This window comes from Streptomyces sp. AM25 (assembly GCF_058146165.1).
Map to the genome: position 1 here is coordinate 136997 of NZ_JBKIWN010000138.1, position 21112 is coordinate 158108.

At 71.0% G+C, this 21112-nt stretch carries 19 protein-coding genes, 1 tRNA gene and 1 riboswitch; of the genes, 15 read left to right on the forward strand and 5 right to left on the reverse strand.

Annotated elements, in window-relative coordinates; all coding sequences use genetic code 11:
* Window positions 1-102 precede the first annotated feature (102 nt).
* From ACLHRZ_RS40380 to ACLHRZ_RS40435, 12 genes are all read left to right on the forward strand, one after another.
* Complete coding sequence (locus tag ACLHRZ_RS40380) at window positions 103-720, forward strand: SurA N-terminal domain-containing protein (RefSeq protein ID WP_490423592.1); 618 nt, start codon at window positions 103-105, stop codon at window positions 718-720.
* A gap of 34 nt (window positions 721-754) precedes the next feature.
* Entirely contained in the window at window positions 755-1735 is a 981-nt protein-coding gene (locus ACLHRZ_RS40385; RefSeq protein ID WP_490423593.1) for a nucleoside triphosphate pyrophosphohydrolase, read from the forward strand.
* 137 nt (window positions 1736-1872) lie between these two features.
* Window positions 1873-2286 carry a DUF6479 family protein gene (locus tag ACLHRZ_RS40390; RefSeq protein WP_490423594.1) on the forward strand — a complete coding sequence of 138 codons (414 nt, stop codon included), beginning with the start codon at window positions 1873-1875 and terminating at the stop codon, window positions 2284-2286.
* Between the two features lie 22 nt (window positions 2287-2308).
* The gene (locus tag ACLHRZ_RS40395) at window positions 2309-3589 is read left to right on the forward strand and encodes a cytochrome P450 family protein (RefSeq protein ID WP_490423595.1); all 1281 of its coding nucleotides are present in this window, start codon (window positions 2309-2311) and stop codon (window positions 3587-3589) included.
* A 112-nt stretch (window positions 3590-3701) separates the two neighbouring features.
* Complete coding sequence (locus tag ACLHRZ_RS40400) at window positions 3702-4742, forward strand: LysM peptidoglycan-binding domain-containing protein (RefSeq protein ID WP_490423596.1); 1041 nt, start codon at window positions 3702-3704, stop codon at window positions 4740-4742.
* A 261-nt stretch (window positions 4743-5003) separates the two neighbouring features.
* A riboswitch (cyclic di-AMP (ydaO/yuaA leader) is annotated at window positions 5004-5182 on the forward strand.
* A gap of 3 nt (window positions 5183-5185) precedes the next feature.
* Entirely contained in the window at window positions 5186-5938 is a 753-nt protein-coding gene (locus ACLHRZ_RS40405; RefSeq protein WP_490423597.1) for a transglycosylase family protein, read from the forward strand.
* Window positions 5939-6202: 264 nt separating this feature from the next.
* Window positions 6203-7492 (forward strand): phosphopyruvate hydratase, encoded by a 1290-nt coding sequence (gene eno, locus ACLHRZ_RS40410; RefSeq protein ID WP_490423598.1) that lies wholly within the window; start codon window positions 6203-6205, stop codon window positions 7490-7492.
* Window positions 7493-7625: 133 nt separating this feature from the next.
* On the forward strand, window positions 7626-8096 hold the full coding sequence (locus tag ACLHRZ_RS40415) for an FtsB family cell division protein (RefSeq protein WP_490423599.1): 471 nt from the start codon (window positions 7626-7628) through the stop codon (window positions 8094-8096).
* 62 nt (window positions 8097-8158) lie between these two features.
* Window positions 8159-8680 carry a DUF501 domain-containing protein gene (locus tag ACLHRZ_RS40420; protein WP_490423600.1) on the forward strand — a complete coding sequence of 174 codons (522 nt, stop codon included), beginning with the start codon at window positions 8159-8161 and terminating at the stop codon, window positions 8678-8680.
* A 147-nt stretch (window positions 8681-8827) separates the two neighbouring features.
* Entirely contained in the window at window positions 8828-9766 is a 939-nt protein-coding gene (locus ACLHRZ_RS40425) for a Ppx/GppA phosphatase family protein (RefSeq protein ID WP_490423601.1), read from the forward strand.
* Between the two features lie 388 nt (window positions 9767-10154).
* On the forward strand, window positions 10155-11540 hold the full coding sequence (locus ACLHRZ_RS40430) for an NAD(P)/FAD-dependent oxidoreductase (RefSeq protein WP_490423602.1): 1386 nt from the start codon (window positions 10155-10157) through the stop codon (window positions 11538-11540).
* A 191-nt stretch (window positions 11541-11731) separates the two neighbouring features.
* Window positions 11732-13051: a class I SAM-dependent methyltransferase gene (locus tag ACLHRZ_RS40435; protein ID WP_490423603.1), complete on the forward strand. Its 1320-nt coding sequence runs from the start codon at window positions 11732-11734 to the stop codon at window positions 13049-13051.
* A 124-nt stretch (window positions 13052-13175) separates the two neighbouring features.
* Here ACLHRZ_RS40435 and ACLHRZ_RS40440 read toward each other — a convergent pair whose 3' ends face one another.
* Together ACLHRZ_RS40440 and ACLHRZ_RS40445 are read right to left on the reverse strand one after the other, a co-directional pair.
* The gene (locus tag ACLHRZ_RS40440) at window positions 13176-15695 is read right to left on the reverse strand and encodes an ABC transporter permease (RefSeq protein ID WP_490423604.1); all 2520 of its coding nucleotides are present in this window, start codon (window positions 15693-15695) and stop codon (window positions 13176-13178) included.
* Window positions 15696-15731: 36 nt separating this feature from the next.
* Window positions 15732-16556: an ABC transporter ATP-binding protein gene (locus ACLHRZ_RS40445; RefSeq protein WP_490423605.1), complete on the reverse strand. Its 825-nt coding sequence runs from the start codon at window positions 16554-16556 to the stop codon at window positions 15732-15734.
* A gap of 356 nt (window positions 16557-16912) precedes the next feature.
* Between ACLHRZ_RS40445 and ACLHRZ_RS40450 the strand changes: the two genes are divergently transcribed.
* Together ACLHRZ_RS40450 and ACLHRZ_RS40455 are read left to right on the forward strand one after the other, a co-directional pair.
* Window positions 16913-16996 (forward strand) — tRNA-Leu (locus ACLHRZ_RS40450).
* Window positions 16997-17195: 199 nt separating this feature from the next.
* A complete protein-coding gene (locus tag ACLHRZ_RS40455; RefSeq protein ID WP_490423606.1) occupies window positions 17196-18068 on the forward strand; it encodes a Bax inhibitor-1/YccA family protein in 873 nt (290 codons plus the stop codon).
* Window positions 18069-18148: 80 nt separating this feature from the next.
* On the opposite strand, the gene ACLHRZ_RS40460 is transcribed toward ACLHRZ_RS40455, so the two are convergent.
* Window positions 18149-18379 (reverse strand): DUF4287 domain-containing protein, encoded by a 231-nt coding sequence (locus tag ACLHRZ_RS40460; protein ID WP_490423658.1) that lies wholly within the window; start codon window positions 18377-18379, stop codon window positions 18149-18151.
* A 98-nt stretch (window positions 18380-18477) separates the two neighbouring features.
* Here ACLHRZ_RS40460 and ACLHRZ_RS40465 point away from each other — a divergent pair, with 98 nt between their 5' ends.
* Window positions 18478-18807, forward strand: a complete 330-nt coding sequence (locus tag ACLHRZ_RS40465; protein WP_490423607.1) for a hypothetical protein — start codon at window positions 18478-18480, stop codon at window positions 18805-18807.
* A 19-nt stretch (window positions 18808-18826) separates the two neighbouring features.
* Here the strand turns inward: ACLHRZ_RS40465 and ACLHRZ_RS40470 are convergent, their stop codons facing one another.
* On the reverse strand, window positions 18827-19564 hold the full coding sequence (locus ACLHRZ_RS40470; RefSeq protein WP_490423608.1) for a hypothetical protein: 738 nt from the start codon (window positions 19562-19564) through the stop codon (window positions 18827-18829).
* A gap of 259 nt (window positions 19565-19823) precedes the next feature.
* Window positions 19824-21044: an acetyl-CoA C-acetyltransferase gene (locus tag ACLHRZ_RS40475; RefSeq protein WP_490423659.1), complete on the reverse strand. Its 1221-nt coding sequence runs from the start codon at window positions 21042-21044 to the stop codon at window positions 19824-19826.
* Between the last annotated feature and the right edge of the window lie 68 nt (window positions 21045-21112).

Consider the following 21112-nt stretch of genomic DNA (forward strand, 5'->3'; position numbering starts at 1 on the left):
CCCGGTTCTCCTGCGGAGACGGCCCACGGACCGGGCCGGTTCGCCTACCATCGATCAACGCCCGATCGTTGTGCCCGCCCGTACCCCTTCCCGGGAGGCTTCATGATCCGCCGCAGGACCGCGCTGGCCGTCTCCGCCGCCGCGCTGCTCACCGCGTCCCCTCTGCTCACCGCCTGCGGCTCGGCCCCGCATCCGGGTGCCGCGGCCGTCGTGGGCAAGGACAGGATCACCGTCTCGCAGCTGCAGAGCCAGGTGAACGACGTACGGGACGCGCAGCAGTCCTCCCCGCAGGGCCGGCAGATGCTGGCGGACAGCGCCCGCCTCGGCCAGGACACCCTGGTCCGGCTCATCCAGTACCGGATCATCGAGCAGGCCGGCGAGGACAACGGCGTGCAGGTCACCCGTGCCGAGGTCCAGGAGCAGCGCGCCAAGGTCGAGAAGGCCAACGGCGGTGCGGACGCGGTCGAGAGCAGGTTCCTCGCGCTCGGCATCGCCCCCGGCCAGATCGACCAGGCGCTGACCATGGACCTGGTCCGCAGCAAGCTGGACGCCAAGCTGGGGGCCGCGCGGACCAACGACGTCCTGATGCGGACCTCCGACTCCCTGCACGTCGACGTCAATCCGCGCTACGGCGCCTGGGACGCGAAGCGCGGCACCGCGCGGCCCGCCCAGGAACCCTGGCTGCGGCCCACCACGACCGCGCCCGAACAGCCGGCCTGAGCCCGGGCGGCCGGTACGGCATAGGCTCGTCCGTGTGAACGCCTCCACGGACTCCGCCGGCCGCATCGTCCTCCTCACCACCAGCCACCGGGTCGCCCCGGGGCTGCTGTCCTGGCCCGCGTGGCAGGCGCTGCGCGAGGCCGGGCGGGTGCTGTGCGCCGACCCCGCCCACCCGCAGCTGCCGTATCTGCGGGAGGCCGGGGTCGAGATCGAACAGGCCGAGGCCGATGCCCGCGAGCTCGTCGACCACTGCGTGCGCGAGCGGTGCACCGCCGTCGTGATCACCTCGGCCGAGGGCGAGTCCGCCCTCACCGACGGCCTCGCCCGGCTGGCCGGCTCCGGGCGCGAGACCATGCCCGCCCTGGAGCTGCTCCCCGGCTCCTACGACCTGCCGGGCGCCCGGCTGCTGGACCTGGTCCAGGTCATGGACCGGATCCGGGCCGCCTGCCCGTGGAGCGGCATACGGACCCACGAGGACCTGGCCAAGTACGGGCTGGAGGAGATGTACGAGCTCCTGGAGGCGATCGAGACCGGGGACCGGGAGGCGCTGCGCGAGGAACTCGGCGACGTCCTGCTCCAGGTGGTCTTCCACGCCCGCATCGCCCAGGACGACCCGGACGAGCCGTTCTCCGTCGACGACGTCGCGGGCACGATCGTCGACAAGCTCATCCACCGCCACCCGCACGTCTTCGGCGAGGAGACCGCCGAGACGCCGGAGGAGGTCAAGGCGCACTGGATGCGGACGAAGGCGGCGGAGAAGCGCCGGGAGTCCGTCACCGAGGGCGTGCCGCTGGACCAGCCGGCGCTGGCGCTGGCCGCGAAGCTGGCGTCGCGGGTGCGGCACGAGGGTCTGGACGTCGCCCTTCCGGTGGGCGACGGCATCGGGTACGAACTGCTGGCCCTTGCGGTGCGGGCCGAGTCCGAGGGCGTCGAGCCGGAGACGGCGCTGCGGGCTGCGGCCCGGACCTATCGGGATGCGGTACTTGCCGCGGAGCGGGACGCCGAGCGGCGCTAGCGCGGTACGCACCGCCCCGTCAGGGGCGCGGGGAACTGCGCGAGCAACCGAGGACGGCCCGCAGCCGACGAACGACCCGTTCATCCGTTCGGCCCAGCCATGGTCATGGCCGGACGGCCAGGGGGTACTCCGGTTCCATGGAACTCGCTCTCCCCGCCTACCTCGGCGGCATCGCCCCCTTCGTCGTAGGGCTCATCGTCGTCATCCTGCTGATCGTCGCGGTGGCGTACGGAATGCGGAAGCGCGACGAGGAGCCGCCACCGCCGTCGGCGCCCCAGCGGCGCATGGGGGCCTGGACGACGCCGGAGGAACGGGATCACCCCAGGACCCCCGAGCACGGCCCGGGCCATGACGACGACGCGGACGCGGTCGGCTACGTCCGCGAGCACCGCGAGCCGGACCGGCTGCAGACGGAGGCCGACGGCGAGCGCGTGCTGCCGCACGAGATCCGCAACCCGGGCAGCCACCCGGAGGAGCCCTCCGAGGAGGACAAGAAGTGGCGCCCGGGCGGCAGCGGCTCCTTCGGCAGCGGGGGCGCCGGCGCCCGCTGACGGCCCCGGTACGGTCGGGACCGTGCACCAGAACGACACGCCCCTCGCCCCCGACCTCTTCACCTGGGAGTTCGCCGCCGACCCCTACCCGGCGTACGCCTGGCTCCGCGACCACTCCCCGGTCCACCGCACCACCCTCCCCAGCGGGGTGGAGGCCTGGCTCGTCACCCGGTACGCCGACGCCCGCCAGGCCCTCGCCGACCAGCGGCTCTCGAAGAACCCGGTGCACCACTCCGAGCAGGCCGCCCACGGCAAGGGCAAGACCGGCATCCCGGGCGAGCGCAGTGCCAACCTCATGACGCACCTGCTCAACATCGACCCCCCGGACCACACCCGGCTCCGCCGTCTCGTCTCCAAGGCGTTCACACCCCGGCGCGTGGCGGAGTTCGCCCCGCGCGTGCAGGAGCTCACCGACCGCCTCATCGACGCCATGCTCGATAAACACGGCGCAAAGAGGGGGGAGGCCGACCTCATCCACGAGTTCGCCTTCCCGCTCCCCATCTACGCGATCTGCGACATGCTCGGCGTCCCGCCCGAGGACCAGGACGACTTCCGCGACTGGGCGGGCATGATGATTCGCCACGGCGGCGGCCCGCGCGGCGGGGTGGCCCGCTCCGTGAAGAAAATGCGGGGCTATCTCGCGGAGTTGATCCACCGTAAGCGCAACGAACCGGGTGAAGACCTCATTTCTGGACTGATCCGGGCAAGCGACCACGGCGAGCACCTCACCGAGAACGAGGCCGCCGCCATGGCCTTCATCCTGTTGTTTGCCGGTTTCGAAACAACTGTGAACCTGATCGGTAACGGAACCTACGCCCTGCTGCGCAACCCGGATCAGCGCGAACGCCTGCAAATCGCCCTCGCGGAGGGCGACGAGAGCCTGCTCGCCACCGGGGTCGAGGAACTCCTGCGCTACGACGGCCCGGTGGAGCTGGCCACCTGGCGCTTCGCCACCGAAGCGCTGACGCTGGGCGGGCAGCGCATCGCGGAGGGCGACCCGGTGCTGGTCGTGCTGGCCGCCGCCGACCGTGACCCGGAGCGGTTCGCCGACCCGGACACCCTCGACCTCGCGCGGCGCGACAACCAGCACCTCGGGTACGGGCACGGGATCCACTACTGCCTGGGGGCGCCGCTGGCGCGGCTGGAGGGGCAGACGGCGCTCGCGACGCTGCTGCGCCGCCTGCCCGACCTGCGGCTGGCCGCCGATCCGGAGGACCTGCGCTGGCGCGGCGGGCTCATCATGCGCGGACTGCGCACACTGCCCGTGGAGTTCACCCCGGAGGCGCCGTCCGGCACGGGATGACGCTCGGTCAACTGGCGTGACCCCGGCGTGACCTCGGATACACCGGCTTGTGACTGCCGGAGGGCGTCGCTATGTTCGACGACCAATCAGCCCCGAGACGAGAGGCCCACGCATGCGCGCAGGCAACGGAAGACATCGCCGCCCCCGTCAGGCACCCGCGATCGTGGTCGCAGCGGGGGTGACGGGCTCGGCGCTCGCCATGCCGCTGCTGGCCGCCACCGGCGCATCCGCGGCCGACGCCGGCACATGGGACCAGGTCGCCCAGTGCGAGAGCGGCGGGACCTGGAGCGCGGCCGGCGGGGGCGGACTCGGGATCTCGCAGGACGCGTGGGAGCAGAACGGCGGCCGTGCGTACGCCCCGCGCCCCGATCTCGCCAGCCGCTCCCAGCAGATAGCCGTCGCCGAGAGCATGCTCGACGGCCAGGGCCCCGGCGCGTGGGGCGGCTGCGGCGCGGGCGCGGGCCTGTCCCGCGGGAGCAAGGTGCCGCAGGTGGACCCGGGCGCCACCCAGACCCCGGCCCCCAAGGCGCCCGCGCCGGAGCGCACGACTCCGCCGGTGCACGAGCCGACGCCCTCAGCGTCGTCCGACGGCGCGTCCGGGGACGCGAAGCCGGCGCCCGGCACGGCCACGCCCGGTGGTTCCGCTTCCACGAGCCCGGCGACCCCGTCGCCCTCGCCCTCCGACGACACCGCGTCGCACGGCAGGCACCGCAAGGACGACCCCGCCCCGGCCCCGTCGACGGGCTCCACGGCGCCCTCCGGCAAGCCCTCGGACACCCCGTCCGGCACGCCGTCCACGGATCCCGCGCACCCGCACCCGTCCCTGCCCGGCACCCCGTCGGACGCCCCGTCCGGCATCCCCTCGGACGCCCCCGGCAACACGGACACCACCACCCCCGGCGGCGGCAAGCACCGTGCGCAGCCGCCCCGCTCCGACGACGGCGGGCGTGTTTCGCGCGGCAGTTCGGATGCCCGCACCGGCGGCCCCACCGACCACGACTACACCGTGCGTCCCGGTGACAACCTGTCAGCCATCGCGGAAGACCATTCGGTGAAGGGCGGTTGGCACTCGTTGTACGAGAACAATCAAAAGGTTGTCGGAAGCGATCCCGACCTCATTCAGCCTGGTCAGCGCCTCGATCTGGGGCAGTAGTGCGGCAGTTCGGGTCGAATGTCCGTTCACGCGGGAAAATGAGACAAGGGTCTCGTTGACTTCCGGCTGGACGGCCTCGGTCCGTTCTTCACGTACCGCCTCCCACCTGCGGAAACATTGGGTTCCCAGGGGTAACTGCAGTCAGTGGTGGCTGAAAAGAGGGGTTTGAACCCGTCGGCCGCCTGTGTTTACCGTCATCACCGCTCGCCACCGCGAGCACCACGGCCGTCACGCCGAATCCTGCCGACGGCCGCGGGAACCGTCGCGCAAGCGCCGTAGGCAGGAGCGGGGGAACCAAGGTAGGTCGCCGCAACGGCCGCCGGTGCAGACCGGAAGCCGGAGCGGCTTGGGGTGAAGCCTGGTGCGCGCAAGCCACTGGGCCGGGCAAACTCACAGCCCGAACCCGACAGCTCACCTCGTAGGCGCCGGTGAGGAAACGACTCATGTCCAAGGGCAAGCATCGCCGTCCGTCCAAGGCCGTCCGCATCGTCACGCTCGCCGGGGTCACCGGCGTCGCCGTTGCCGCCCCGCTGATGGTCGCAACCTCCGCCAACGCCGCTTCGGTGTCCACCTGGGACAAGGTCGCCCAGTGCGAGTCCGGTGGCGACTGGTCGATCAACACCGGTAACGGTTACTACGGCGGCCTGCAGTTCTCGAACTCCTCCTGGGCAGCCGCGGGCGGCACCAAGTACGCCGCGCGCGCCGACCTCGCCTCCAAGAGCCAGCAGATCGCCGTCGCCGAGAAGCTGCTCGCCATGCAGGGCCCGGGCGCCTGGGGCTGCGCCGGCGCCGGCAACCTGAGCTCGGGCGGCGCCAAGGCCGACGTCGACCCCTCGGACTCCGGCTCCTCGTCGAAGTCCTCGAAGTCCTCGAAGTCCGAGCGCAACACCTGGTCGGGCAAGAGCCACGCCGACCGCAGCGAGCGCCAGGCCGCCCCGAAGCACGCCAAGCCGCAGACCTCCGACGACGACTCGTCCGACGAGACCCCGGCGAAGCAGTACGCGCCGAAGCACGCCGCCCCGAAGGAGATCAAGACGGGCGACGGCGAGTACACCGTCAAGGAAGGCGACACCCTCGGCACGATCGCCGACACCCAGAAGGTCAAGGGCGGCTGGGAGAAGCTCTTCGAGCGCAACAAGGACGTCGTCGACAACGCCGACCTGATCTTCCCGGGCCAGAAGCTGCACCTCAGCTGAGCAGCCTCGTAGCCCAGCGGACCGCCCCGCTCCGATGCGTCCTCCCCCCGAGCCGCATCGGAGCGGGGCTCCGCCGTTCCGGAGTCCTGCAGGATCACGACCTGCAAGATCACGTCCCCGCTGGGCGAACGCACCGGCCATTCGCCCCGTGATCTCGGCTTTTGTGCCAATTTTCGGTTCGGGTCGCGGGCCGAGGGCAGGCGCAGCCTCCGGGGCCCGTTAGGCTCGTGCTGCAGAACTCCAGCACACACGAAGGAGACCCTCGTGCCGTCCATCGACGTCGTCGTAGCTCGCGAGATCCTCGACTCGCGAGGCAACCCCACGGTCGAGGTCGAGGTCGGCCTCGACGACGGCTCCACGGGCCGTGCCGCCGTGCCGTCCGGCGCCTCCACCGGTGCCTTCGAGGCCATCGAGCTCCGTGACGGCGACCCCAAGCGCTACATGGGCAAGGGCGTCGAGAAGGCCGTCCTGGCCGTCATCGAGCAGATCGGCCCGGAGCTCGTCGGCTACGACGCCACCGAGCAGCGCCTGATCGACCAGGCCATGTTCGACCTGGACGCCACCGACAACAAGGGCTCCCTGGGCGCCAACGCCATCCTGGGCGTCTCCCTGGCCGTCGCGCACGCCGCCTCCGAGGCGTCCGACCTGCCGCTCTTCCGCTACCTCGGCGGCCCGAACGCGCACCTGCTGCCCGTTCCGATGATGAACATCCTGAACGGCGGCTCGCACGCCGACTCCAACGTGGACATCCAGGAGTTCATGATCGCGCCGATCGGCGCCGAGTCCTTCTCCGAGGCCCTGCGCTGGGGCACCGAGGTCTACCACACCCTCAAGAAGGTGCTGAAGGCCAAGGGCCTGGCCACCGGCCTCGGCGACGAGGGCGGCTTCGCCCCCAACCTGGGCTCCAACCGCGAGGCCCTCGACCTCATCCTCGAGGCCGTCAAGGAGGCCGGCTACACCCCCGGCCAGGACATCGCGCTCGCGCTCGACGTGGCCGCCTCCGAGTTCTACAAGGACGGCGTCTACAAGTTCGAGGGCAAGGACCGTACCGCGGCCGAGATGACCGAGTACTACGCCGAGCTCGTCGAGGCGTACCCGCTCGTCTCCATCGAGGACCCGCTGTTCGAGGACGACTGGGCCGGCTGGAAGACCATCACCGACAAGCTCGGCACCAAGGTCCAGCTCGTCGGCGACGACCTGTTCGTCACCAACCCCGAGCGCCTCGCCCGCGGCATCGAGGAGGGCAGCGCCAACGCCCTGCTGGTCAAGGTCAACCAGATCGGTTCGCTGACCGAGACCCTCGACGCGGTCGAGATGGCCCAGCGCAACGGCTTCAAGTGCATGATGTCCCACCGCTCCGGCGAGACCGAGGACGTCACCATCGCCGACCTGGCCGTCGCCACCAACTGCGGCCAGATCAAGACCGGTGCCCCGGCCCGCTCCGAGCGCGTCGCCAAGTACAACCAGCTGCTGCGCATCGAGGAGATCCTCGACGACGCCGCGGTGTACGCGGGTCGCAGCGCCTTTCCGCGGTTTCGCTCTGCGAACCAGTAGGCACAGCGCTCTGCGAACCAGTAGGCACAGCAAGGGCTGACACTCAAAGCCTCTAGCCTCACCCCGTCCTCGGCCACGGTCCCGTACCGTGGCCGGGGACGGCTTTGCGTAACCAGACCATGGGGAGGCTTACGTGGCGGCGGAACGGTCCTCCACCGCGACCAGGCTCAGGGCGCTCGGCACCGCGCTCGTACAGGGGCCGACCGCCGCCCGGGTCAACCGCGCGCGGACGCCCCGGCGCAGCCGGCTCACCGGGCGGGCGGCGCTCCTGGCGCTCGTCGTCTGCTCCCTCGTCGTCGCGCTCGCGTACCCCATGCGGCAGTGGGTCACCCAGCGCACCGAGATCGCCGACCAGCGGCGGCAGTCGGAGCGGGCCCGGCAGCAGGTCAAACAGCTGACCGAGGAGAAGGCCCGGCTGGAGGACCCGGCGTACGTGGAGCAGCAGGCGCGCGAGCACCTGCACTACGTGCGCCCCGGGGAGACCGGCTTCACCGTGCTGGACGGCGGCGGTGCCACGAAGCGGCCCAAGGACCAGGGCGCCGCCGACCGCCCCTGGTACAGCAACCTCTGGGACGGGGTCGACTCGGCGGACGCCACGCGCTGACGCCGCCCCGTATCCTCGGCCCCTGGCCTTCCCTTCCGAGAACCCCGAGCACGAGCGAGCACATGGACACCCCTCCTCCCCAGACCGAGCCCACCGAGCCGAACGCCGCGGACATCGAGGCGTTCCAGCAGCAGCTCGGCCGCCCGCCGCGCGGCCTGCGGGCCATCGCCCACCGCTGCCCCTGCGGCAACCCGGACGTCGTCGAGACCGCACCGCGGCTGGAGGACGGCACGCCGTTCCCGACGCTCTACTACCTGACGTGCCCGAAGGCGGCCTCCGCCATCGGCACGCTGGAGGCGGGGGGAGTCATGAAGGAGATGACCGCACGCCTGCAGAGCGACCCGGAGCTCGCGGCCGCGTACCGTGCGGCGCACGAGGACTACATCGCGCGGCGCGACGCCATCGAGGTGCTGGAGGGCTTCCCGAGCGCGGGCGGCATGCCGGACCGCGTCAAGTGCCTGCACGTCCTCGTCGGCCACTCCCTGGCCGCCGGCCCCGGCGTGAACCCCCTGGGCGACGAGGCCATCGCCATGCTCCCGGAGTGGTGGCGCAAGGGGCCGTGTGTGACGCCGTGCGCTGACTAGTCCCCCCGGGGTTTGTGGGCAGGCGTTCCTCCCCCAGCTACCGCTGGGAGGTGCCCCCAGCGGAACGGGTGGGCACAAACCGGCCCACCGGGCAGCAACCACCCCGCGGCGCCCCCGGTGCGGGGCACCCAACTCTCAGGAGCACCCATGCGCGTCGCCGCTGTCGACTGCGGTACCAACTCCATCCGTCTCCTCGTCGCGGACGCGAACCCGCAAACCGGTGAACTCACCGAGCTCGACCGCCGGATGACCATCGTCCGCCTCGGCCAGGGCGTCGACCGCACCGGCCGCCTCGCCCCCGAGGCGCTCGAGCGCACCTTCGCGGCGTGCCGCGAATACGCCGGCGTCATCAAGGAGTACGGGGCCGAGCGCGTCCGGTTCGTCGCCACCTCCGCCTCCCGCGACGCGGAGAACCGCGAGGACTTCGTGCGCGGCGTCGTGGAGATCCTCGGCGTCGAGCCCGAGGTGATCAGCGGCGACCAGGAGGCCGAGTTCTCCTTCACCGGTGCCACCAAGGAGCTCGCCGGGCGGGCGGACCTCGCCAAGCCGTACCTCGTCGTCGACCTCGGCGGCGGTTCGACCGAGTTCGTCGTCGGGGACGACCACGTCCGCGCGGCCCGCAGCGTGGACATCGGCTGTGTGCGGATGACGGAGCGTCACCTCGTCGTGGACGGCGAGGTCACCGATCCGCCGACGCCCGGTCAGATCGCCGCGATACGTGCCGACGTGGAGGCCGCGCTGGACCTCGTCGAGCGGACGGTGCCGATCACCGAGGCGCACACCCTGGTGGGACTGGCCGGTTCGGTCACCACGGTCGCCGCGATCGCGCTGGGGCTGAAGGAGTACGACTGGGAGGTCATCCACCACTCCCGCATCTCCGTCGGGCGCGTCCGGGAGATCACGCACGAACTGCTCGCCGCCACGCACGAACAGCGCGCCGCGATCCCCGTGATGCACCCGGGCCGCGTCGACGTGATCACCGCCGGGGCGCTCGTCCTGCTCTGCATCATGGAGCGGACCGGGGCCGCGGAGGTCGTCGTCAGCGAGCACGACATCCTCGACGGGATCGCCTGGAGCGTCGCCTGAGGCGGTCCGGAATGGGACGTTCCGCGGATCGCGGAAAATTGTTCGTGAAATCCTTCACATGAAATGGCGGTCCCGGAGCCGCGGAAGGGGCCCTTCAGACCCTCTTCCGGGGCCCATCGGCCCCTTCTCGTCCGCCGGGCGGACGGAACGGGATGGTTTCGGGCGGGTTAAAGAAACGCTTATCCGGTGCCGGATCGTGAAGTGGTCTAGTCCTCGTGAAGGCCCCAAGGCCAGTTCAGCGGGGGTCGTCAACGCCCGTACGGCCACAGTGGTTCCCCGCAGCGGCTATGGCGTCGGTCACGGGGGCCGCGGAGTGTAGCAGACGCCCCCCGGCGCCTTGTGAAGGGGCTCACGAGCACCCCTGTGGGGAGTGCTGGATACTCGAAACATGAGCACCACGGAGCGTCCACGGATCCTCGTTGTAGGCGGTGGGTACGTCGGTTTGTATGCGGCGCGCCGCATCCTGAAGAAGCTGCGGTCCCAAGAGGCGATCGTCACGGTCGTCGACCCGCGCTCGTACATGACGTACCAGCCCTTCCTTCCCGAAGCAGCTGCCGGCAGCATCTCTCCCCGCCACGTCGTGGTGCCTCTGCGACGTGTGCTCCCCGGGGCCGAGGTGCTCACCGGCCGCGTCACCACGATCGACCAGGACCGCAAGGTCGCCACCGTCGCGCCGATCGTCGGCGAGGCGTACGAGCTGCCCTTCGACTACCTGGTGATCGCGCTCGGCGCCGTCTCGCGCACCTTCCCGATCCCCGGCCTCGCCGAGAACGGCATCGGCATGAAGGGCATCGAGGAGGCCATCGGCCTGCGCAACCACGTCCTCGAGCAGCTCGACAAGGCCGACTCGACGACCGACGAGGAGATCCGCCGCAAGGCGCTCACCTTCGTCTTCGTCGGTGGCGGCTTCGCCGGTGCGGAGACCATCGGCGAGGTCGAGGACATGGCGCGCGACGCCGCCAAGTACTACACCAACGTGAAGCGCGAGGACATGCGCTTCGTCCTGGTCGACGTGGCCGACCGGGTCCTCCCCGAGGTGGGCCCGAAGCTCGGCGAGTACGGCCGGAAGCACCTCGAGAGCCGCGGCATCGAGGTGATCCTCAAGGAGTCGATGAAGTCCTGCGTCGACGGCCACGTCGTGCTGTCGAACGGTCTCGAGGTCGACGCCAACACGATCGTGTGGACCGCCGGCGTCAAGCCGAACCCGGTGCTGTCCCGCTACGGTCTGCCGCTCGGCCCCCGCGGCCACGTCGACACCCTGCCGACCCTCCAGGTCAAGGGCACCGACTACATCTGGGCCGCGGGCGACAACGCCCAGGTCCCGGACCTCGTCGGCCGCGCCGCGGGCAACGAGAACGCCTGGTGCCCGCCGAACGCCCAGCACGCGCTGCGCCAGGCCAAGGTCCTCGGCGACAACGTGGTCTCCGCCCTGCGCGACTTCGGTGCCGCGCAGAAGGAGTACAAGCACGCCAACAAGGGTGCGGTGGCGGGCCTCGGCCTCCACAAGGGCGTGGCGATGATCGTCATGGGCAAGATGAAGATCAAGCTCAAGGGCCGTCTCGCCTGGTACATGCACCGTGGCTACCACGGCATGGCCATGCCGACCTTCAACCGCAAGATCCGCGTCTTCGCGGACTGGACCCTGGGCATGTTCCTCAAGCGCGAGGTCGTCTCGCTCGGCGCCATGGAGAACCCCCGCGAGGAGTTCTACGAGGCCGCCAAGCCGGCCCCGCAGGCCGCCGACGCGGCCCCGGCCCAGAAGGCCAAGGCCTGACACCTGGTCAGACCCGCAGGACAAGTGCCGGAAGGCGTCCACCCGATCCGTGGGGGTGGGCGCCTTTCGGCCTATATGGGTGGTGGGTTGACCTAATCTGGTCGCACGGGGCAGGACTACAGCACGGCTTGCTGGTGTTTTAAGTGTCAGATGAATCCATCGTCTGACGCTTCATCACGGAGGTGTGCGACATGGCCGAGGCCGCTCGACGGCTCACCGCTCTCGCGGAACAGGTACTGGGGGTTCCCCTTCCGGTACGGCTCCGCGCCTGGGACCGCAGTGAGTCCGGCCCGCCCGGCACCCCCGTCCTTGTCGTCCGCCGCCGCCGGGCCCTGCGCCGCCTGCTGTGGAAGCCGGGCGAGCTCGGCCTCGCCCGCGCCTGGGTCGCCGGCGACCTCGACGTCGAAGGCGACCTCTACGAGGCCCTGGACCTGCTCGCCGGCACCCTCTGGGAGCGCGGCGAGCAGACCGGCGCCGAGTCCCGGCGGTCGGGCCTCGCCGGCCTCCTGACGGCTCTGCGCGACCCCCGGCTGCGCGCCGCGGGCGGCGAACTGCTGAAGCTCGCCGGCCCCTGGACGCCGCCCGCCCCGCCCGTCGAGGAGGTCCGCCGGACCGGTGGCCCGCTGCACACGCTGCGCCGCGACAAACAGGCCATCAGCCACCACTACGACGCGGGGAACGCCTTCTACGAGAAGGTCCTCGGCCCGTCCATGGTCTACTCGTGCGCCTACTGGGACGCGGACTTCACGCTGGAGGACGCCCAGCGGGCCAAGCTCGACCTGGTGTGCCGCAAGCTCGGCCTCGCGCCCGGGCAGCGCCTGCTGGACGTCGGCTGCGGCTGGGGCTCCATGGTGCTGCACGCCGCCCGCGAGTACGGGGTCTCCGCCGTCGGCATCACGCTCTCCGAGGAGCAGGCCGCGTACGCCCGCAAGCGGGTCGCCGAGGCCGGTCTGACGGACCGTGTGGAGATCAGGGTCCAGGACTACCGGGAGATCTCCGACGGCCCCTTCGACGCGATCTCCTCCATCGGCATGGCCGAGCACGTCGGCTCCACGCAGTACGCCGCGTACGCGGCCGACCTGTACGCCCTCCTCAAGCCGGGCGGCAAGCTGCTCAACCACCAGATCGCGCGGCGCCCGCTGCAGCAGGAAGAGGGCTACGAGGTCGACGAGTTCATCGACCGCTACGTCTTCCCGGACGGCGAACTGGCCCCCGTCGGCCGGACCGTCGCCCAGCTGGAGGAGGCCGGCTTCGAGGTCCGGGACGTCGAAGCGCTGCGTGAGCACTACGCGTTGACGCTGCGGCGCTGGGTGGCGAACCTCGAGGCCCACTGGGCGGACGCGGTGCGTCTGACGTCGCCGGGCCGGGCCAGGGTCTGGCGTCTCTACATGGCCGCCTGTGCGCTGTCGTTCGAGCGCAACCGGATCGGGGTGAACCAGGTGCTGGCGGTGCGCACCCCGGTATCCGGCGAGCCGGGGCTGTCGCTGCGGACGCGGGAGTGGCGGGGATAAGGAACGCCGCCCCGGTTCCCCGCACCCCGTAGGGGGGGGCGGGGAACTGCGTGACCGGCCACAGGCGGCCCGCAGTTTCCGGAGCGGCGTTCGAGGGGGGCCTCGGGGGCGAAGCCCCGGGCCGTTACTCGGCCTTGATCGCGGCGAGCATGTTCAGCTTCGCCGCCCGGCGAGCCGGCCACAGCGCGGCCAGCACGCCCACCACGGCGCTCAGCAGCAGGAACACCGCCATGCTGCCCCACGGCAGCACCAGCTCGTACGTCGAGAGGCTCTTGCCGATCAGCTGGCCCGCGGCCCAGCCGAGGAAGACGCCGAGGCCGACGCCGAGCACTCCGCCGAAGAGGGAGATGACCAGGGACTCCAGGCGGACCATCCGCTTGATGCCCTTGCGGTCCAGGCCGATGGCGCGCAGCATGCCGATCTCCTGGGACCGTTCGAAGACGGACATGGCCAGGGTGTTGACGACACCGAGCACCGCGACGATCACGGCCATGGCGAGCAGCCCGTAGAGCATGTTCAGCAGCAGGCTGATCACCTTGGCGATGCCGTTGGAGATGTCCTTCTTGTCCTGGATCTGGATCGCCGGGTTGTCACCGAGCGCCTTGCGCAGCGAGTCCTTGGTGGAGTCGCTCACGCCGGCCGACGTCTTGACCATGACCTGCTGGTCGGTGATCTGGCTCTGGTGCGGGGCGACGGTCCTGAGGTCGACCATCATCCCGTTCATCAGGGCGTTGCCCTTGTAGATGCCCGAGACCGTCAGCGTGCCCTTCTTGCCGTCCTCGAAGGTGGCGTCGAGGGTCGAACCGAGCTTCCAGCCGTGGTTCTTGGCGGCGGTGTCGTCGACGACCACCTTGTCGGCGGACAGGTTCGCGAAGGAGCCGGAGACGAAGTCGAGCTTGGTGAGCTTGTTGATGGTGGAGCCGTCGACGCCGGTCAGGTTCGTGAAGTCGCCGTCGATCCGGGACGGGGCCTCGCGCAGCGGGCTGCTCGCCTCGACCCCGGGAAGGCCCGAGATCTTCTTGGCGACGTCCGGGGAGAGCGGGGTGTGGCTCGCCATGGAGACGATGTAGTCGGCCCGGATGGCGTCCGTGGCCATCTTGTCGATGGCCTTCTGCACGCTGCCGGCGATGACCGTGAGGCCGGTGATCAGGGTGAGGCCGATCATCAGGGCCGAGGCGGTCGCGGCGGTGCGGCGCGGGTTGCGGACGGCGTTCTGCCGGGCGAGCTTGCCGGAGATGCCGAACAGTCGCATGACGGGCGTCGCGGCGGCGATGACCGGGCGGGACAGCAGCGGGGTGAGGACGAAGACGCCGATGAGCAGCAGGCCCGCGCCCAGGCCCATGACGGCCTTGTCGCTCGTGGCCACGGCGAGGGCCGCACCGGAACCGGCCAGCAGCGCGCCGATGGTGTTGCGGACGACCAGCGAGCGGGTGGTGGCGACGGCGTGCACGCTGTTCATGGCGGCGACCGGCGGGATCTTCGCGGCGCGGCGGCCGGGCAGCCAGGCGGCGAGCACGGTGATCACGATGCCGACGGCCAGCGAGGCGACGACCGTGCCCGGCGAGACGACGAGCGGGCCGTCCGGGATCTCGGCCCCGGTGCTGCCGATCAGGGAGCGCAGCCCGGCGCCGATGCCGATGCCCGCGAGCAGGCCGGTCACGCCGGCGACCGCGCCGACGACGAACGCCTCGATGAGCACCGAGCGGGTGACCTGGCGGCGGCTGGCGCCGACCGCGCGCAGCAGCGCGAGCTCCTTGGTGCGCTGGGCGACCAGCATGGTGAAGGTGTTGGCGATGATGAAGATGCCGACGAAGAGGGAGATGCCGGCGAAGGCCAGCAGGGCGGTCTTCATGCCGTCCATGCTCTGGGCGATGACCTTGGCCTGGTCGTCGGCGAGCTGCTGGGCGGTGGTGGTCTCGGCGGTCTTCGGCAGGACCTTGTCGAGCTCGGTCTTGAGTGCGTCCTGCGAGGTGCCGGCCGCGGCCTTGACGTCGATCTCGTTGAACTCGCCCGGCTTGGCGTAGAACTGCTGGGCGGTGGCGGTGTCGAAGAGCGCGAGGCTGCCGCCCGCGGAGACGTTGCCGTCCCGGGTGGTGAAGATGCCGGTGAGCTTCCGCTCCAGGACCGGGCCGTTCACGGACATCCGGACGGTGTCGCCGACCTTGTAGCCGGCGCGGTCGGCGGTCTTGGCGTCCAGCGCGACCTCGCCCGCACCCTTCGGCGCGCGGCCGTCCTTGAGCGGGTAGCGGGAGTCCTTGCCGTCGGTCCCGGGGTAGTAGTTGGAGCCGGAGGAGCCGAAGCCCTCGCCTATGAGCTTGCCGTTCTTGTCGGCGATGGCGGCGAAGCCGGTGACCGTGCCGGTGGCGGAGGCGGCGCCGGGCACCTTGGCGGCCTGGTCGAGCATCCGCTGGGTGAGCTTGGGGGCGGCGCCCGGGTGCTCCTTGTCGTCGGCCTGCCGGTGCGGCTGGACGGCGACGTCGACGTGGTCGAAGCCCTTCTGGGAGCTCTTCTGGTACGCCTCGGAGATGGTCGAGGTGAAGACCAGGGTGCCGGAGACGAACGCCACGCCGAGCAGTACGGCGAGCACGGTCATCAGCAGCCTGGCCTTGTGCGCGAGCACATTGCGCAAAGCGGTACGGAACATGGGGAGGTCAGTCCTGGAGATCGTGTCCGGCGATGGTCAGCTCGTACGGCCCTTGGCGTCGAACCGCTTCATGCGGTCCAGGACGGCGTCGGCGGTGGGGTCGCGCATCTCGTCGACGATGCGGCCGTCGGCGAGGAAGACGACGCGGTCGGCGTAGGAGGCGGCGACGGGGTCGTGCGTGACCATGACGACGGTCTGGCCGAGTTCGCGCACGGAGTTGCGCAGGAAGCCCAGGACCTCGGCGCCGGAGCGGGAGTCGAGGTTTCCGGTGGGCTCGTCGGCGAACATGATCTCGGGGCGTCCGGCGAGGGCGCGGGCGACGGCGACGCGCTGCTGCTGGCCGCCGGAGAGCTGGTTGGGGCGGTGCTTGAGCCGGCCCGACAGGCCGACGGTGTCGACGACCATGTCCAGCCACTTCTGGTCGGGCTTGCGGCCGGCGATGTCCATGGGGAGCGTGATGTTCTCCAGGGCCGTCAGCGTGGGCAGCAGGTTGAAGGCCTGGAAGATGAAGCCGATCTTGTCGCGGCGCAGCCGGGTCAGCTTCTTGTCGTTCAGCCCGGTCAGTTCGACCTCGCCGATGCGGGCCGAGCCGCGGGAGATGGCGTCGAGCCCGGCCATGCAGTGCATGAGGGTCGACTTGCCGGAGCCGGAGGGGCCCATGATCGCGGTGAACTCGGCCTGGTGGAACTCCACGGAGACGGCGTCCAGGGCGACCACCTGGGTCTCGCCCTGCCCGTAGACCTTGGTGAGATCCGTGGCGCGGGCCGCGACCGCGGCGGTGCGGACGGCGGTCTGGGCGCCGAGGGGGCTGGTGGTCACAGGAGCGCTCCTGTCGGGACGTGGTGCAAGGGACCCCTCCATGCTCCCCGGCGGTTCGGGCTCCGGGATCAGCCGAAGCTCCCGTTCCTGGCCCTACCTCCGGAGGTATGCGGAGGGCGTCCTGTCATCCCTGGGTAGGAGGCCGACCCTTACCGAGAGCGACGAGATTGCGACAATTCCGCTTCCCGGCGGGGGTGGGGTGGTGAACGGCGGGGATCGGCCGCTGGCATGTGCCCTTGGCGTCTTCCCTGTACTGATGGGCCCTCAGTTGCCAATAAAATAAGACAACCTCCGGTCACCGTTCCGCTGTTTGGGGGGCGCTCCCCGGCTAGGCTCGTCCTGCTCTCTCAGGGGGGAGGGGTTGGTGCCTCCCTCTGCTGTGCGGCCCGAGAGAACCAGCCCGGATGGTGGAATGCAGACACGGCGAGCTTAAACCTCGCTGGCCCCTACGGGCCGTGCCGGTTCAAGTCCGGCTCCGGGCACAGCCGAGGCATTCTCCGTAATCGCTCGCGCTTCTTTGACACCCGCTTCACGGGCCTTCCCGGAACCGGGCACCCTGGCATCGCGTTGTCAGTAGGTGGGAACGCGAGGAAAAGATCGTCCCGTAGCAGGAGAGGCATTCTTTTGCCTACCCATTACGCTTGACGCCAAGGCCGCGCAGGGTGGCCACGGAGGAGTGAGATGAGGAGCAGCAACCCGGTCTTCTCGCGACGGGGGTTCAGCCGCGGCGGTGGCTACGCGGGCTTCGACCCGGGGCCGCAGGCCGGGGCCGCGACCCAGGGCAACCCTTACGCGAGCAACCAGGGCCACGCGGGCAACCCGTACGCGCAGCCGACCAACCCGTACGCACAGGGCGGCCCCGATCTCCAGCAGGGGTACCCGCAGGCGCCGGCGCAGTCCGGCCGGATGACGATCGACGACGTCGTCTCCCGCACCGGGATCACCCTGGGCCTGCTGATCATCGCGGCCGGTGCCGCGTGGGCGCTGGAGCTGCCCGTCGGCGTCGGCTTCGGCGCCGGTCTCGTGGCGATGGTGCTCGGTCTGATCCAGGCCTTCAAGGCCCGTCCGACCCCCGCGCTGATCCTGGCCTACGCCGTCTTCGAGGGCCTGTTCCTCGGCGTCATCAGCCAGGTCTACAACTCCATCGCGCGCGGCGCGCCCATGCAGGCCGTGCTCGGCACGATGGTCGTCTTCGTCGGCGTGCTGATCGCCTACCGCACCCGGCTCATCCGGGTCGACCAGCGCTTCATGCGCTTCGTGGTGGCGGCCGGCATCGGCTTCGTCCTGCTGATGGCGGTCAACCTGCTGTTCGCCGCGTTCGGCGGCGGCGACGGCCTGGGCTTCCGCACGGGCGGCCTGGGCATCGTCTTCGGCATCATCGGCGTGGTGCTCGGTGCGGCGTACCTGGCGCTGGACTTCAAGCAGATCGAGGACGGCGTCCGCTACGGGGCTCCTCGCGAGGAGTCGTGGCTGGCGGCGTTCGGCCTGACGATGTCGCTGGTGTGGATCTACACCGAGATCCTGCGGATCATTGCGATCCTGAACAACGACTGACGTTCGTTCTTCGGCTGCGGGCTCTTCGCGGCTGGTCGCGCAGTTCCCCGCGCCCCTTTGGGGCGCGGGGAACTTTCGTCTTATCCGCGCCTGCGAGCGGCCCGGCGGAGGTCGTACTCGTGGACGATTGCCTTGGCGTGGCCGTAGGCGAGCTGGTGCTCTCCCCGCAGCCACCTGACCTTCTCCTCGAAGCGGGAGAGGGCGGGACCCTCGTCGACCGTGCGAAGCCAGTCGGCCACTTCACGGCCGGTGCATTGGGGGATCCGGGAGAGCAGGTTCCGGTGGGTCTCGTCGGAGAAGACGTGGGACATCGGCGCCTCCGGACGCGTCGAATGATGGTCCTTCATGTCACCGTGCCTGAGTGTTCAGGCGTTGGCAACAGTCGGTCGACGGCGCATAGGCTCGGGACGTGGATGATGTGACGCCTCTCCTGGCCGCCGTGGACACCTTCGCCGACCGGCTGCGGGCCCTGCCGCAGTCCCGCCTGAGCCGGGGAGCGGCCGCGGAAGCGCTGGCGCTGGCGCGGGAATTGGCCGCGTGGACCCAGCGGATCGAGGAACCGCACGCCGCGGAGCGGCGTGAGATGCCGGAGGCCGGCATGTTCGCCGTCGCCGACCAGGTGGCCGTGGCCGGCCACGACCTGGCCGAGGCCCTGGTGCGCGGGGGCACACCCGTGCACACGGGGGTGGCGGAGGCGGTCGCGATGATCGAGGAGGCGGGGCGGCGCTGCGGGCTCTGAGAGCCGGGGCCTGCGGCGCCTACAGCGACGCGATGACGCGGTCCGCGAGGACGTACACGGTGCCCGACGCGCAGCTGAACGTCAGCGCGTAGGCGCCCGACACCCCGGAGCCGCCCAGCAGCACCGGCTCGTCACCGTCCCGGAGAGCCCCGGCGAGGCGCTCGGAGGTCTCCCGGTGTCCCGGGGTCATGCACAGCGTCGTGCCGTCCGCGAAGACGTAGACGTCCAGCGTGCCCAGCGGCCCGGGCCGGACGTCGGCCAGCGGCATGCGGGCCTGGGCGAGTTCGGCCAGGCGCTCGGCCGTGCGCTCGTGGTCGTCCGCGGACGGGACGGGGGAGAACTCGGGGTGCGAGGGGTGACGGCGCCGGGCGGCGGCCAGCTCGGGGGACTCGGCGGCCTCGGACTCGGCGTCCGGGAGCGCCTCCAGGCCCGGCAGCAGGGAGTGTGCGTCGGCGGGCCCGGCCAGATCCCTGGCCTCCTGCGCCGCCCAGAACGCACGCGCCTCGGCCAGTTCGCGCTCCCGCTCCTCGGCGAGGGCGTCGGCGACCGCGGCACGTATCTCGGAGAGTTCGGCGACCGGCGCGGTCCGGGCGGCGGGCACCGCGGCGCGCTCGGTGCGGTCCGCGGAGGCGGCCGCCAGGTCGGCGCGCAGCGCCGTGATCTGCCGGCGCAGACCGCGCGTGCTGTACAGGGCGGCGGCGCCTGCGGCGGTTGCGGTGCCGGCGGCCAGCAGCAGGGCAAGGGACAAGGCGCTCACTGACGTACTCCCGGTTGCATCGGATCCCCCGAATTCCTACCTCAGCTTGGCGCACGTCCACAGCGGCCCCCAGTGCAAAACGGACCGAAACGGATGGGACCAAAGGCCCTGCCGTTCTGGCTTCAATCATCTGACCTGGGAAAACAAAACTCCCCCGGGACTTTGGTCACATCCTGGGGGAGATTCGGTCACGATCGGGCAAGGTGACGGCACCTTGCGTTTGGCAGTTGCCGATCCGGGGGTTGGCCCGGACCTTTACTCAGCCGAGCCGCTCGATCACCATCGCCATGCCCTGGCCGCCGCCCACGCACATCGTCTCCAGGCCGAACTGCTTGTCGTGGAACTGCAGCGAGTTGATCAGCGTGCCCGTGATGCGGGCGCCCGTCATGCCGAAGGGGTGGCCCACCGCGATCGCGCCGCCGTTGACGTTCAGGCGGTCGAGGTCGATGCCCAGGTCCCGGTAGGAGGGGATGACCTGTGCGGCGAACGCCTCGTTGATCTCGACCAGGTCGATGTCGCCGATGCCCAGCCCGGCCCGGCGCAGCGCCTGCTTGCTGGCCTCCACCGGTCCGTAGCCCATGATCTCGGGGGACAGGGCCGAGACGCCCGTCGAGACGATCCGGGCGAGCGGGGTCAGGCCCAGCTCCCGCGCCTTGGTGTCGGACATGATCACCACGGCCGCCGCGCCGTCGTTGAGCGGGCAGCAGTTGGCCGCCGTGATCCGGCCGTCCGGGCGGAAGGCGGGCTTCAGGCCCTGGACGCCCTCCAGCGTGACGCCGGCGCGCGGGCCGTCGTCCTTCGCGACGACCGTGCCGTCGGGCAGCGTCACCGGGGTGATCTCGCGCTCCCAGAAGCCCTTGGCGAGGGCCTGCTCGGCGAGGTTCTGCGAGCGCACGCCGAACTCGTCCATCTCCTGGCGGGTGACGCCCTTGAGGCGTGCCAGGTTCTCGGCGGTCTGGCCCATCGCCATGTACGCGTCCGGGACCAGACCGTCCTCGCGCGGGTCGTGCCAGTCCTCCCCGCCCTGCTCGGCGCGGGCGGCCGTGCGGGCCTCGGCGTCGGCGAAGAGCGGGTTGTGCGTGCCCGGGATGCCGTCGGAGGAGCCGTTGACCGAGCGGGAGACCATCTCGACACCGGCCGAGACGAAGACGTCGCCCTCGCCCGCCTTGATCGCGTGCAGCGCCATCCGGGAGGTCTGCAGCGACGAGGCGCAGTAGCGGGTGACGGTCGTGGCGGGCAGGTGGTCCATGCCCATCTGCACGGCCACGATGCGGGCCAGGTTGTGGCCCTGCTCGCCGCCCGGCATGCCGCAGCCGAGCATCAGGTCGTCGATCTCGCGCGGGTCGAGCTGGGGCACCTTGGCCAGGGCGGCCTGGATGATGGTGGCGGTCAGGTCGTCCGGGCGCAGGTCCTTCAGCGAGCCCTTGAAGGCACGGCCGATGGGGGAGCGGGCGGTAGAGACGATCACGGCTTCGGGCATCACGGCTCCCAGGGTGCGCGAATAGAAGAGGCGGCGCGTAGCGCCTCGTCGAGGGGTGGTGGTCGGGC

What these genes read in the sequence shown, in the direction of transcription:
- ACLHRZ_RS40425 (WP_490423601.1), top strand. Translation starts at nt 8,828, where the DNA reads ATGCGCGTCGCCGCTGTCGACTGCGGTACCAACTCCATCCGTCTCCTC.
- ACLHRZ_RS40380 (WP_490423592.1), top strand. Translation starts at nt 103, where the DNA reads ATGATCCGCCGCAGGACCGCGCTGGCCGTCTCCGCCGCCGCGCTGCTC.
- ACLHRZ_RS40460 (WP_490423658.1), bottom strand. Translation starts at nt 18,379, where the DNA reads ATGTCCCACGTCTTCTCCGACGAGACCCACCGGAACCTGCTCTCCCGG.
- ACLHRZ_RS40440 (WP_490423604.1), bottom strand. Translation starts at nt 15,695, where the DNA reads ATGTTCCGTACCGCTTTGCGCAATGTGCTCGCGCACAAGGCCAGGCTG.
- ACLHRZ_RS40475 (WP_490423659.1), bottom strand. Translation starts at nt 21,044, where the DNA reads ATGCCCGAAGCCGTGATCGTCTCTACCGCCCGCTCCCCCATCGGCCGT.
- ACLHRZ_RS40400 (WP_490423596.1), top strand. Translation starts at nt 3,702, where the DNA reads ATGCGCGCAGGCAACGGAAGACATCGCCGCCCCCGTCAGGCACCCGCG.
- ACLHRZ_RS40390 (WP_490423594.1), top strand. Translation starts at nt 1,873, where the DNA reads ATGGAACTCGCTCTCCCCGCCTACCTCGGCGGCATCGCCCCCTTCGTC.
- ACLHRZ_RS40445 (WP_490423605.1), bottom strand. Translation starts at nt 16,556, where the DNA reads ATGGAGGGGTCCCTTGCACCACGTCCCGACAGGAGCGCTCCTGTGACC.
- ACLHRZ_RS40455 (WP_490423606.1), top strand. Translation starts at nt 17,196, where the DNA reads ATGAGGAGCAGCAACCCGGTCTTCTCGCGACGGGGGTTCAGCCGCGGC.
- ACLHRZ_RS40430 (WP_490423602.1), top strand. Translation starts at nt 10,155, where the DNA reads ATGAGCACCACGGAGCGTCCACGGATCCTCGTTGTAGGCGGTGGGTAC.
- ACLHRZ_RS40420 (WP_490423600.1), top strand. Translation starts at nt 8,159, where the DNA reads ATGGACACCCCTCCTCCCCAGACCGAGCCCACCGAGCCGAACGCCGCG.
- ACLHRZ_RS40435 (WP_490423603.1), top strand. Translation starts at nt 11,732, where the DNA reads ATGGCCGAGGCCGCTCGACGGCTCACCGCTCTCGCGGAACAGGTACTG.
- ACLHRZ_RS40405 (WP_490423597.1), top strand. Translation starts at nt 5,186, where the DNA reads ATGTCCAAGGGCAAGCATCGCCGTCCGTCCAAGGCCGTCCGCATCGTC.